This is a genomic window from Deltaproteobacteria bacterium, from assembly GCA_011375175.1.
In the GTDB taxonomy this organism is placed as follows: Bacteria; Desulfobacterota; GWC2-55-46; order GWC2-55-46; family DRME01; genus DRME01.
Genome location: DRME01000107.1, coordinates 1 through 13,016, shown reverse-complemented (window position 1 = coordinate 13,016; position 13,016 = coordinate 1). Strand labels below are relative to the sequence as shown.

8 protein-coding genes and 1 tRNA gene are annotated in these 13,016 nt (G+C 64.4%); 3 read left to right on the top strand and 6 right to left on the bottom strand.

Annotation, left to right across the window (positions count from 1 at the left end; translation table 11 throughout):
* The 3 genes from ENJ37_08945 to ENJ37_08935 all read left to right on the top strand — a co-directional run.
* A partial coding sequence (locus tag ENJ37_08945; GenBank protein HHL40620.1) for a hypothetical protein occupies nt 1-913 on the top strand: 913 nt, incomplete at its 5' end.
* A gap of 223 nt (nt 914-1,136) precedes the next feature.
* Nucleotides 1,137-4,058, top strand: a complete 2,922-nt coding sequence (locus tag ENJ37_08940; GenBank protein HHL40619.1) for an ATP-dependent helicase — start codon at nt 1,137-1,139, stop codon at nt 4,056-4,058.
* Nucleotides 4,059-4,408: 350 nt separating this feature from the next.
* Entirely contained in the window at nt 4,409-6,169 is a 1,761-nt protein-coding gene (locus ENJ37_08935) for a HAMP domain-containing protein (GenBank protein HHL40618.1), read from the top strand.
* A gap of 245 nt (nt 6,170-6,414) precedes the next feature.
* Here ENJ37_08935 and ENJ37_08930 read toward each other — a convergent pair whose 3' ends face one another.
* The 6 genes from ENJ37_08930 to ENJ37_08905 form a co-directional block, all read right to left on the bottom strand.
* The gene (locus ENJ37_08930) at nt 6,415-6,756 is read right to left on the bottom strand and encodes a phage holin family protein (protein HHL40617.1); all 342 of its coding nucleotides are present in this window, start codon (nt 6,754-6,756) and stop codon (nt 6,415-6,417) included.
* 60 nt (nt 6,757-6,816) lie between these two features.
* The gene (locus ENJ37_08925) at nt 6,817-7,611 is read right to left on the bottom strand and encodes an inositol monophosphatase (GenBank protein HHL40616.1); all 795 of its coding nucleotides are present in this window, start codon (nt 7,609-7,611) and stop codon (nt 6,817-6,819) included.
* Nucleotides 7,612-7,786: 175 nt separating this feature from the next.
* Nucleotides 7,787-8,044, bottom strand: a complete 258-nt coding sequence (locus ENJ37_08920) for a zinc ribbon domain-containing protein (protein HHL40615.1) — start codon at nt 8,042-8,044, stop codon at nt 7,787-7,789.
* 306 nt (nt 8,045-8,350) lie between these two features.
* On the bottom strand, nt 8,351-10,651 hold the full coding sequence (locus ENJ37_08915; GenBank protein ID HHL40614.1) for a tetratricopeptide repeat protein: 2,301 nt from the start codon (nt 10,649-10,651) through the stop codon (nt 8,351-8,353).
* Between the two features lie 630 nt (nt 10,652-11,281).
* Nucleotides 11,282-11,358 (bottom strand) — tRNA-Arg (locus ENJ37_08910).
* Between the two features lie 90 nt (nt 11,359-11,448).
* Nucleotides 11,449-12,588 (bottom strand): citrate synthase, encoded by a 1,140-nt coding sequence (locus tag ENJ37_08905; GenBank protein HHL40613.1) that lies wholly within the window; start codon nt 12,586-12,588, stop codon nt 11,449-11,451.
* Nucleotides 12,589-13,016: the final 428 nt, after the last annotated feature.

Sequence of the window (13,016 nt, the reverse complement as noted above, 5' to 3'; positions counted from 1 at the left end):
GGCCGATTTCGCCGGCAACGCCATAAGGCGCATCTCGCCCGGCGGCGAGGTCGAGACCCTGGCCGGGGGCGGCGCAGCCGGCTGGCGCGACGCCGTGGGCCGCCTCGCCCTCTTCAACGGCCCCGACGGCCTGGCCGTCGACGCCGACGGCACCCTCTACGTGGCCGACGCCGAGAACTTCAGGATCAGGAAGGTGCTGCCCAACGGCGTCGTCGACACGCTGGCCGGCAGCGGCACGGCGGGCCTTCTCGGCGGAGACGCGGCCGAGGCCATGTTCGCCTATCCCACCGGCGTGGCCGTCGGTCCCGACGGCCATGTCTACGTGGCCGACCGCCGCAGCCACACGGTGAGGAAGATAACGCCCGAGGGAGAGGTCTACCTCATCGCCGGAAACGGCCATCCCGGCTTCGCCGACGGCGTGGGGCCCATGTCGCACCTGCGCGAGCCCATCTCGGTGGCGGTGAGCGCCGACGGTACGGTCTACGTGGCCGACTCGGGCAACCACGCCCTGCGCAAGATCACGCCCGGAGGCCTGGTGCTGACGGTGGCCGGCGGACGTCGCGCAGGCCGGCGCGACGGCGTGGGCAACAGCGCCCTCTTCTCCTGGCCCACCGGCATAGCGGTGGACAAGGACGGCTACATATACGTGTGCGACTCCAATAACAACTCCATCCGCCGCGTCTCGCCCGAAGGACTGGTCATAACGCTGGCAGGCAGCGGCACGGCCGGCTCGGCCGACGGCGAGGCCGCCGCGGCGAGCTTCACGTTCCCCACCGGCATAACCGTCGCCGACGACGGCACGGTCTACATCGCCGACACGGGTAATAACCTCATCAGGAAGATAAGCCGCTCGGGCGGCTTCATCTTCGCCGCCGGCGGGCGAGCTCTTTTCCAGGGAGATTCTGATCAATAGGTTGGGGGAGACTTTCTGAAGAAGGGCCACAGGCCCGCGTTTCCCCCCTGCCCCATCGTATGTATGTTATTCGGCTCCTCGGCTGCACCGGGGGTTCGGCCCGCGCCAGGCGGGATTGTTTTACGCCTTTGCGGCCCGAACCCCCGGTACCGCCCCTCCGAGGCAGCCGGCGCGGGGCGTTAAAAGTTTTGGAGGGGGGAGACGGCGCCGGGAGGCGGTAAAGATGATCGACGGGCTTTCATACAACGACGAGCAGCGCATGGCCGTTGAGCACGAGGGCGGGCCGCTCCTTGTGGTCGCCGGCGCGGGCACGGGCAAGACGAGGGTCGTGACCGGCCGGGTGGCGGCGCTCGTGGAGAAAGGTGTGGAGCCGTCGCGCATCCTGGCGCTGACATTCACGGACAAGGCGGCGGCCGAGATGGAGGAGCGCGTTGACAGGCTCCTGCCCTACGGCCGTTCGACGGTCAACATCTCCACCTTCCACGCCTTCGGCGACAGGTTGCTGCGCGACGAGGGCCTCTCCATCGGTCTCTCGCCGGACTTCAAGGTCCTGACCGAGGCCGAGCGGGTCATCTTCCTCAAGGAGCGCCTCTACGAGTTGCCGCTGCGGCGCTTCCGGCCCCTGGGGGACCCGACCAGGTACCTCTCCGAGCTCATGAGGTTCATAAGCAGGCTCAAGGACGAGGACGTGACGCCGCAGGAGTACCTCGAGTACGCCCGCGGCCTCGAGGCCGGGGCTGGCGGCGACGCCGCCGCCGCGGACCGGGCGGCCGAGCAGCTCGAGCTTGCGGCCATGTACGCCCGCTACGAAGAGCTCATGCGCTCGGAGGGCTACCTCGACTTCGGCGACCAGGTGACCATGGCCCTGCGGCTCCTGCGCTCCAGGCCCGCGGTGCTCGAACGCTGCCGCGCAAGGTTCGACTACATAATGGCCGACGAATTCCAGGACACCAACTACGCCCAGTTCGAGCTCCTGAAGCTCCTTGCCGAGCCCTCGCGCAACATCATGGTCGTGGCCGACGACGACCAGTCGATATACAAGTTCCGTGGCGCGGCGGTCACCAACGTGATGGCCTTCATCGAGCACTACCCGGAGGCGAAGGTGGTGACGCTGAAGGTCAACTACCGCTCGGTCCAGCCCGTGCTCGACGCGGCCTACCGCCTCATAAGGCACAACGACCCCGACCGCCTCGAGGTGCAGCGCTCCGTGGACAAACGCCTCGTCTCCGCCGCGGGAGCCGGCGCCGCAACGGCCGTGCGCCACCTCCACTTCGAGAGCGTGGCCCTGGAGGCCGGCTTCGTGGCCGACGAGATTGCGAGGAGGATCGGCACGGGCGGCGGGGAGCGGCCCGGCGACTTCGCCGTGCTCGTGCGGGCGAACGCCGACGCCGAGCCCTTCCTCCGGGCCATGGACCGCCTCGGCCTGCCGTACCGTTTCTCCGGGGGCGGCGCCCTCTTCGCCCGTCCCGAGATACGCCTTCTCTTGAGTTTCCTCGGGGCCGTGACCGACCAGAGGGACTCTCACCGCCTCTACGACCTGGCGGCTTCCGAGGCATACGCCATGAACTCGCTCGATCTCGCGGCCTGCTGCAGCGCGGCGAAGGCCGGCCACCGCCCCCTCTTCGACGTCTTCCGCCGGGTCGCTTCGGGAGAGGAGCCCGTCGCCATCGGTGAAGAGGGGCGCGCCGCTGCGGCGAGGATAGTGAGCGACCTTGCCCGCTACGGAGACGAACTCCAGAAGGAGCCGGTGGGGCGCGTGCTCTACGCCTTTCTCGTCGACTCGGGCATCCTCGCCCGCTTCACGGAGGAGCAGAGCGAGGAGGCCGTAAGGTCGGTGAGGAACATCGCCCGCTTCTTCGACCTGGTGACGCGCATCGAGCAGACCCTGCCCGTAAAGAGCCCGCCGGCCTTCGTGGAGCATCTCCTGCTCCTCATCGAGGCGGGCGAGGAGCCGCCCTCCGCAGAGCCCGAAGGCGAAGAGGCCGTGGAGGTCATGACGGTCCACAAGGCAAAGGGGCTCGAGTTCCCCGTGGTCTTCATGGTGGGGCTCGTGGAGGAGCGCTTCCCACGGCGCGGACGCAGGGAGCTACTGGAGGTGCCCGTGGAGCTCGTAAAGGAGAAGGTTCCCTCTGCTGACGCCCATCTCGCCGAGGAGCGCAGGCTCTTTTACGTGGCCATGACGAGGGCGCGGCGCGAACTCATAATGACGAGCGCCGCGAGCTACGGCGGCAAGCGGCCCAGGAAGGTGAGCCCCTTCGTCGTCGAGGCCCTCGGCGAGGCCGGCGGCCTGCGCACCGCCCGGCCGGAAGAGGCCGTGGAGGGCTACGCCCCGGCCGCCGCAGCGGCCGGGGCCGCCGGCGGGAAGGGGGAGCGGGAAGGAGGGGCCGCGCGCGGCGCGGGCGGCGCCCCCGCCGGGGAAGCGCTGCGGCTCAGCTACTACCAGATCGAGGACTACCGGACCTGCCCCCACAAGTACCGCTTCGTCCATATACTGAGGGTCCCGCTGCTGCCAAACCACGCCATCATGTACGGCAAGGCCGTCCACGAGGCCATCTCCCACTACTTCAGGAGGAAGATGGAGGGGCTGGAGCCCGGCGCGGAGGAACTCGCGGCCGTCCTGCGCTCGGCGTGGCGCAGCGAGGGGTTCCACTCTAAAGAACACGAGCGGGAACGCTTCGCCGCCGCCGTCGAGGCCCTGGAGCGCTTCATCGAGGACCAGCGCCGCCGTCCCATAGTACCCTCGATGGTGGAGAAGAGCTTTTCCATCGAGGAGGGACCGTGCATCTTCACCGGCCGCTGGGACCTGGTGGCGGAGGGGGCCGACGGTCCCTCCATCATCGACTTCAAGACCTCGGACGTCAGGGAGCAGAAGAAGGCCGACGAGAAGGCCAGGCGCAGTCTCCAGCTCAGCCTCTACTGCCACGCCTTCGCCAGGACCTTCGGCTCGCCGCCTGCCCGGGCGCAGCTCTACTTCGTCGAGTCCGGTCTCGTCGGTACGGCCCGCTTCGACGAGCGAAGCGAGCTCAAGGCCCGCACGGCCATCGAGGAGGCGGCCCGCGGCATAGGCTCGGGAGTCTTCGATGCGACACCCAACATCTTCAATTGCGCCCGCTGCGCCTACGGTAACATCTGTAGCGAGCGATGAAGGTGAAACCGGACACGGCTGTCGTCATGCGACAGCCGTGTCCGGTTTTTCCCCGGTACCCTGCCGCCCCCGCACTTCACCGTTTCTTTCCTTGTTTCTGTAACTGTTTGATTCATAAGCGCTCCGCCTTCTCCATCCTTTTCCTTCCGGCCATGCCATGCCGATGGCAGGGTTTTTGCATTTGAGTATTGTCGCCGGATCGTGCCCGGGAGCCTGTATGGCGGGGCGCGGCGGCACGGAGGTTCGGTGGCGGCTTGGGGTCCGCGCCCGCCGCGGGCTGCGGACGGGGCCCGCAAAGGAACTGCTCCCGGTCAGGGGGTTTCTCCAGGCAGCGCAAAGGAGGATGGAAGATGCGGTTGAGAGTAGACAGCATAAGGTTCAAACTGACCGTCTTGCTGAGTGTGGTGGCCGTCGTATGCACGGGTGGCATCGCCTACAGCCTCTACAAGGTCCGAAGCCAGGCCGACGACGCGCTGGTCATAAACCTCTCCGGCAGGCAGAGGGCCCTGAGCCAGGCCATAAGCAAGGCCGTTCTCGGCCTCTACAAGAACAGCGACGTCGAGAACGGCGACGCCGCCATGGCCGACTACTACCTCAACGAGATAAAGAAGAAGGCCAAGCTCTTCGACGACACGCTCATGAGCTTCGTCAACGGCGGGGTCACGATGGGCGGCAACGGCAAGCCCGTCATGGTGCCGCGGGCCGAGGATCCGGCCGTGAGGGAGAAGCTCAAGACCTCGCTCGTGGTCTGGAAGGCCTTCAAGGAGAACGTCGACAAGGTCGTGGCCGCCGAGGGCAGGCACGGCGACCCGGAGGTGGCCGCGGCGGTGCGCTACATCGAGGACAACAACATCGCCCTCTTCAAGGACATGAACAAGCTCACTTACCTCTTCCAGAAGGCCTCGGACTCCAAGATGGCCAACTTCAACAAGTTCCTCACCATAGGGATCATAGTCACCTTCCTCGTGGTGGCGGCCGCCATATACTACATCCACAGGCTCGTCATAAGACGGCTCCACCTCCTCCATGACCGCATGAGCGCCATAACCGACGGCGACGGAGACATGACAAGGCGCATCGAGGTGATAAACGCCGACGAGATCGGCACCCTGGGACTGGAGTTCAACAAGGTGCTCGACAGGTTCGAGGCCATGATAGCCGGGGGCAAGGAGAGCAACACCCTCTTTCTCGACGCCGCCGGCCGGCTCGACGCCGCCTTTTCATCCATAAGCGAAGGCATAAGGGAGCAGGAGATGCGCTCCTCCCAGGTGGCCACGGCGCTCCAGGAGATGAACGCCACGGTGGCCGAGGTGGCGCGCAGCGCCTCGGACATGGCCGACGCCGCCCGCGGGGCCGACGAGGCGACCCGCAGCGGAGCCGATGCGGTAAAGAAGGTGCTCGACAAGATGATAGACATAGCCGATCACACCAAGGAGGCGACCAAGGTCATATCGGCGCTCGGCGAGGAGAGCCAGGAGATAGGCAACATCATACAGGTCATAAACGACATAGCCGACCAGACGAACCTCCTGGCCCTCAACGCCGCCATCGAGGCCGCGCGGGCCGGCGAGCAGGGCCGCGGCTTCGCCGTCGTCGCCGACGAGGTGAGAAAACTCGCCGAGAGGACGACCAAGGCGACGAAAGAGATCGACGAGATGATAACGACCATACAGGAGCGCAGCCGTAGCGCCGTGGAGAGCATGGACCGCGAGGCCCGAAGCGTCGAGGAAGGCGTGGCCCTCAACCACGACGCCGACTCGGCCCTCGCCGACATTACCCGTCACATAGATGGCCTCACCATGATGATCCAGCAGATAGCCACGGCCACCGAGGAGCAGAGCACGGCGGCGAGCAGCATTTTCAGCGACATGGAGAGCGTCTCCGAGGTGGCCAGGCGCTCGGCCCAGGGCGTGGAGGAGATGGACGTCATGGCCAGGGAGCTAACCATGATCGCCAGGCGGAGCGTCGATTCGCTCTCGCGCTTCAAGGTGCGGGGTCCTGCAGAGGTGGTCGCCGACGACGATTCGGACGGCGGAAAGGGCGCATCGGTTGTGGAGCTGCGGGCCCGCTGCGAGCTGCCCGAGCGCAAGACCAGGGCCCTTGCCCGCTGAGACGGCCACGGGCCGAAAACGGCCCCGGGCCCTGCGGCTGCCTTATTTCAAGGAAACTCTGATTAATTACTCTGGGGGAAACTTTCTAAAGAAAGTTTCCCCCAGACCCCCTTCAAAGACTTTCAATACGAGGTGGTTTCCCCCTGTTTTGCCTGGCAAAACAGGGGGAAACCACCTCGCGTTAAAAGTTTTTGGAGGGAGTCTGAGGGAACCTTTTTTTAAAAAGGTTCCCTCAGTGCAATAAATCAGAATTTCCTTGAGAAGACCCGAGCCGCCGCCGAGGCGAGGCTCACTACGGCGGCGCCGTAGAGGGCCGGCAGCGGTCCGGCCACGTGGAAGCCGGTTATCACGGAGGCCGTGGCCATGAGGAAGGCGCCGTTCATGACGAGGGAGAAGAGGCCCAGCGTGGCGATGTTCACCGGAAAGGTGAGCGCCTTTACAACGGGCTTTATGAAGATGTTCACGAGGGCGAGGGCGGCGGCCGCCGTTGCGGCCGCCGCCGGTCCGTCAAGCGTTACGCCTTCCACGACCAGGGAGGCGAGGTAGAGGCCGGCGGCGCCGGCGAGCGGTCTTGCGAGCAGACCCATGAGTTGTGCCGACTTTGCTCCTCTTGCGGTTTCTTCTTTGCGCCGCTTCGGGCCGGCTCCCTATGACGGGAGAGCGAGGACCCGGAGCATCTCGTTGTGTATGCGGCGGTTGGAGGCCACTACTTCTCCGTTCTCCATGACAAAGGGACTGCCGTCGAGAGCCGTCACCGTGCCGCCCGCCTCCCTGACCACCAGGACCCCAGCGGCCGTGTCCCAGGGGTGCAGCTTGAACTCCCAGAATCCGTCGAAGCGGCCGCAGGCCGTGTAGCAGAGGTCGAGGGCCGCCGAGCCTGCGCGCCTTATGGCCTGGCTCCTCATGGCAAAGTGCTTGAAGTGGTCGATGTTGTTCTCCCTCGAGGTGCGCAGGTCGTAGGGGAAGCCCGTGGCCAGAAGCGCCCTTTCGAGCGAGTCCACCGTCGAGACGGCTATGGGCGAGCCGTTGAGCAGCGCGCCGCGCCCCTTCTCGGCCGTGAATAGCTCGTCGAGGGTGGGGCAGTAGACGGCGCCCAGACAGACGTCGCCGTTGCGCTCGAAGGCGATGGAGACGCAGAAGACGGGGAAACCGTGGGCGTAGTTGGTGGTGCCGTCCAGGGGGTCCACGATCCAGCGCTCCCCGCTCTGCGAGGGCATCTCGGCCCTCTCCTCGGTCAGGATGCCGTGGTCCGGAAAGCGGCTCCTCAGCATCTCCACTATGAGGTCTTCCGCGGCGCGGTCCATCTCGGTCACGAGGTCCACCTCGCCCTTGTACTCCACGTGGTGACTGCGCCCCAGCCCCTCCATGAGCAGCGCCCCGGCCTTCGTCGCAGCCTCGACGGCCGTGCGTCTCACCTCGTCGTTCAAGAGCCCTTCCACCATCCTTCCTCCCCGCCTTCTGAAGTTCTTGCCGGCGAGGGCGCAAAAAAAGAGGGCCCGCCTCCCGGCGCGCCCCGTGGTGTCGCCTGCCGAGGGGACGGCGGCCCTGCGGCCCTTCCCGGCGAGGCCCCATCCCGGCCCCCCTCCCCCCGGCACGTATGAAAGGGTCGGCTTCGGCTCAACAGGTGGAGGACGACGGACAGGTTGCGCACTCGGGCTTCTTGTCCGACGAGTCCTTGGACCGGTCCGCGCCCTTCTTGTTGGCGTAGTCGGTTGCGTACCATCCCGTGCCCTTGAGCACGAAGGATGACTGGCTTATGAGCTTTTCCACCGTGCCGCCGCACTTCGTACATTCCCGGAGCGGATCGTCCGAGAACTTCTGCATCACCTCGATTATCTCGTTGCAGTCGTTGCACTGGTACTCGTAAAGGGGCATCGGCAAGACCTCCTCAGTGTGTAGTGATTTTCGTTCCGGCCTGTTCCACTGGGGGAAACTTTCTGTAGAAAGTTTCCCCCAGACCCCCTTCAAAGACTTTCAATGCGAGTTGGTTTCCCCCTGTTTTGCCAGGCAAAACAGGGGGAAACCAACTCGCATTGAAAGTCTTTGGAGGGAGTCTGAGGGAACCGTGGGTCTGTGACCCTTTTACAAAAAGGTTCCCTCAGTGCAATAAATCAGAGTTTCTTAAATTATAGGGCCGAACGGTGGAAAAGTCAAACCCCTGTGTCCGCCGGTGGGCGGCGTTCACTGGAGCTCGGCCAGCACCCGTCTCGCCTCGTCGGCGCCATCGAAGTCGCCGCTCAGCTCAAGCGCCTTCTTGAGCGCCTTCCTGGCCTTCTCCCTATCGCCCTTCTTGTAGAGAGCCATGCCGAGGTGGTAGTGGACGTCGGGAACGTTCTTTATCTTTTCCAGGGCCTCCTCGAAGAGGGAGACGGCCTTCATGTACGCCTTCTTCTTGTAGTATATCCAGCCCAGGGTGTCCGATATGTTGGGGTCGCCGGGCAGCTTTTCCTTGGCGGTCTCGGCCAGCGACAGGGCCACGTCGATGTTGCCTCCCTCCTCGGCTATGAGCCACGCCAGGTTGTTGGCCGCCGGCGCGAACTCCGGGTCTATGTCCAGGGCCTTCCGGTAGCTCTCCTTCGCCTTGTCGAGCCTGCCCTGGCGCTGGTATATGATGCCGAGCATCATGTGTGCCCGTATCACGTCGGGGTTGGCCGCCAGCGTCTTCTTGAACTTGGCCACGGCGCCGTCGAGGTCGCCCTTGAGTGTGTAGAGGGCGCCGAGGTCGAGATACACCTCCAGGAGGGCGTCGTTGATCTCGAGGGCTTTTTTGAAGGCCGCATCGGCCCTGTCGTAGTCGCCGAGGCTCACGTAGAGGCGGCCGAGGAGGCGGTGCATGTAGGGATTGTCCGGCACCTTCCTGATCTGGCGCTTGACCCTCTCCACGGCCTTTTTCGTCTTTTTCTCCAGCATGTAGTGGGTGGTGATGAGCCCCATTACGTCTACGAGGTTGGGGTTGAGGGAGATGGCCTTCTCGAACTTGTCGAGCGCCTCTTTCTTTTTGCCCATCTTGTAGAGGGCCACGCCGGCCTTGGCGTAGCCCCTGGGGTCGTCGGGCATGGCCTTCATCACGAGCCGGAAGTGTTCGAGCGCCTCGGCTGGACGCTGGAGCGCCGTCTTGGCCTCGCCTGCGAGCAGGTTGGCCTTGGGGTTGCCGGGCATGACCTCGAGGACCTTTTCGGCCTCGTCGAGCGCGAGGCGGAAGTCGCCGGAGACGAAGTGTGATTCGGCCAGCGCAAGCCTTGCGTCGATGAACGAGGGGGCGTACTTGAGCGTCTCGGCGAACTCGATCTTGGCCGTCTGGACGTTGCCGGTCATCCTGCTGGCGATACCGAGGTAGTAGTGGGCCGGCGCGAAAGAGGGCTCCTCGGAGATGGCCGCCTTGAAGTCGTCGGCCGCCTCGTCGGGCCTGTTGCGCACGAGCTTGAGCCGCCCCCGCAGGTACAGGCCGTAGGCGTTTCTCGGCGTCTTCTCCAGTATGGCGTCGACCTGGCCTCCGGCCTCGTCGATCCTGCTATCGTCGATGAGCGTCTCGGCGAGCCTTATCTTGAGCTGCAGGTCGTTTGGAAGGGTCTCGATGCCGCGGCGGAGTGTTTCGATGGTCTTGTCGGTGCGGCCCGTGGCCGAGTAGAAGTTGGCGAGCACGATGTAGCCCAGCGGGTTGTCGGGCCGAAGCTCCACCGCCTTCCTTCCGGCCTGCTCGGCCTCGGCGAGCCTGTTCATCCTCGTGTAGAGGTCGGCCATGGCGAAGAGCACGGACTGGTCGTCGGGGTTGGCCTCGGCCACGCGCCGCATGACCTTCTCGGCCTTCCCGGGCTTTCCGCGCGAGAGCAGGAGGTTGGCCAGCGCCATGCTCGGCTCGAGGGCCTTGGGGTCCGTCCTGACGGCCCTCTCAAGGGCCCTTTCAGCGGCGGCGAAGTCCTTTTTCGCCGCGTAGGCCGATGCGAGCGCCATGGCCGCCCGCACCTCGGAGGGATTGTCCTTGACCACGCCCTCGAGGAGGCTGACTGCCTCGGCGGCCTTGCCCCTGCCTATGAGGATGTTGCCCTTGAGTATGAGGGCGTCGAAGTTTGCGGGGTCTTTTTCGAGTACGAGTTCCGCCTTGGCCTCGGCCTTGTCGAGCTCGCCGCTTATCAGGTGGAATTCGCCGAGCTTTACCTGGGCGTCGAGCAGCCCGTCGTCAAGCTTCACGGCCTCGCTGAGCAGCCGGTAGGCCGAGCTGAGGTTGGCCATGCCGCCGAGCTTTATGTAGCTCAGGCCGAGCTTGTAGTAGCCCTGGGAGCTCTTGGAATCGGCCTGGACGACGTTCTTGTACTCTATGACCGCCTCGCGGTAACGGCCTTCCTCGTAGTACCGGTCGCCGCGCTGCATGTGCTCGGCCGCCGTCGTGGCGGGGTCGGAGCTGCACGAGGCGAGCAGCGCCGGCAGGCACATGACGGCCGCCGCCACAGAGACGGCCAAACCCTTCTTGAAAAAACTCTTCATCCATGACCTCCAGAGGACCGCCGCCCGCGGCCGGACTAAACCAGGGAGACTCTGATATTTATCCTGAGGGAACCTTTTTGTAAAAGGGCCATAGGCCCCCGGTTCCCTCAGACTCCCTCCAAAAACTTTAAACGCCCTGCGGATCACCCCGATTTTGCTTGCAAAATCGGGGTGATCCGCAGGGAATTAAAAGTCTTTGAAGGGGGGCGTCCTGCCCGCGCCGGCTGCCTCGGAAGGCTGTGCCGGGGGTTCGGGCCGCAAAGGCGTAAAAGATCCCGCCTGGCGCGGGCCGAGCCCCGGTGCAGCCGAAGAGCCGAATAACATACGGTGGGGCAGGGGGATACGCGGGCCTGTGGCCCTTTTTCAAGTTTCCCCCAGTGTAATAAATCAGAGCTTCACCAAGACTTTATACAGCCCGATGCGTCATCGGTCAATAGCAAAAAGCACGTGCAGGAGACGGGCGGTCGTCACGGCGAGCGCCCGGCGGTCTGCCGGGAGAGTAAGGTCAGGCGGTGGCGGGGCCGCGGCCGCCTCCCAGACCGAGGAGATATTGATGAAATGTAGTCATTGTGTAGTCAGATTTCAATCAAAACAGGGGTTGTAGCACCTGCTGCAACCCCTTGATTTTCCTGGCGCGCCAGCAGGGATTCGAACCCCGGACCCACTGCTTAGAAGGCAGTTGCTCTATCCGGCTGAGCTACTGGCGCTCTCCGGCAGGTCTGCATCCCGGCCTGCCGCCTAATGACAATGTAAACCTTCGCCGCCGGGATGTCAAGAGGCTCCGAAGGCCCGGCTTCTCAATCCCCGCGCTCGTCCATGGGCACGTAGGGCCGGTTTCGCAGGCCCACGTACTTCTGTTCGGGCCTGTATATGCGGTTTGTCTTGAGCTGCTCCTTCCAGTGGGCGAGCCAGCCCGAGACCCGGCTCATGGCGAAGAAGGGCGTGAAGAGGTCCGTCGGTATGCCGAGACCGTGGAAGACTATGCCCGAGTAGAAGTCCACGTTCGGGTAGAGCCCCTTGTGGCCGAGCTTTTCCACCACCACCTTCTCCACCTCCTCGGCCACCTCGAGCATCTCGAGCTGCGAGGACCTGGCGCTTTCGAAGAGCTGGTGGGCGTACTTCTGGAGGATGTTGGCCCGCGGGTCCTTGGTCTTGTAGATGCGGTGCCCTATGCCCATTATCCTTTCCTTGCGGGCGATCTTGTCCTCGATGTAGGGGCGCACGTTCTCCTTTGTCCCTATCTCGCGGAGCATGTGTATGACCTTCTCGTTGGCGCCGCCGTGGAGCGGACCGGAGAGCGAGCCTATGGCGGAGGCGACGACCGTGTAGGGATCGGCCAGCGTGGAGCCCACGACACGGGCGCTGAAGGTCGAGGCGTTCATCGTGTGGTCGGCGTGCAGTATGAGGAGCACGTCGATTATCTTCTCGGTCATCTCGTCGGGCACGTCCTCGAAGAGTATGTAGTGGAAGTTGGCCGCGAAGGAGAGGCTGTTGTCCGGCAGGATCGGGGCGTCGCCGTGTCGGAGTCTCTGGCAGGCCGCCACTATGGTGGGGAGCTTGGCCACGAGCCGCACTATGGACCAGTAGCGGCACTGCTCGTCCAGCGGGTCGCGGTCCTGGTAGTACATGCCCATGGCCGACGTCGCCGCCTGGAGATACTCCATGGGGTGGCCGGTCTCGGGCAGGGTCTCCATCATGCGCAGCAGCTTGAGCTTGAGCCGCGTGTGGTAGGTGACGTCGTTGCGGAAGCGCTCGAACTCGCTGCGCGTCGGGAGGCGGCCGAATATGAGCAGGTAGACTACCTCCAGGTACGTGCTCTTTTCCACGAGCTCCTCGATGGGGATGCCCCGGTACTCGAGTATCCCCTTTTCACCGTCTATGAAGCTTATGGCCGACTCGGCGGCCGGGATACCCTCGAGACCCGGCACCACCTCCATCTGTCTCTCGTCCATCGCACACCTCGCTTTTGTGGATACTCTGATTTATTTCACCGACGGGTAGGAAAGTGGCGCAGACCCCCGGTTCCCGCCCGCGGCCCCCCTCTCTTATTCGCCCGTTCAGCGCTCCCCCGGAGGGTCGGGCCGCGCCGGGCGGGATTTTTTTTACGCCCTTGCGGCCCGACCCTCCGGGGGAGCGCCCCATGCGCGGCTCGAAGGGCAAAGAAAAAACTTGGAGGGAGTCCAGGGTTCCCTCAGGGCAGTTAGTTAGGGGTTTCCCTAAGGAAGCTCTGATTAATTACCCTGGGGGAAACTTTCTGTAGAAAGTTTCCCCCAGACCCCCTTCAAAGACTTTTAATTCCCTGCGGATCATCCCGATTTTGCTTGCAAAATCGGGATGATCCGCAGGGCGTTAAAAGTTTTTGGAG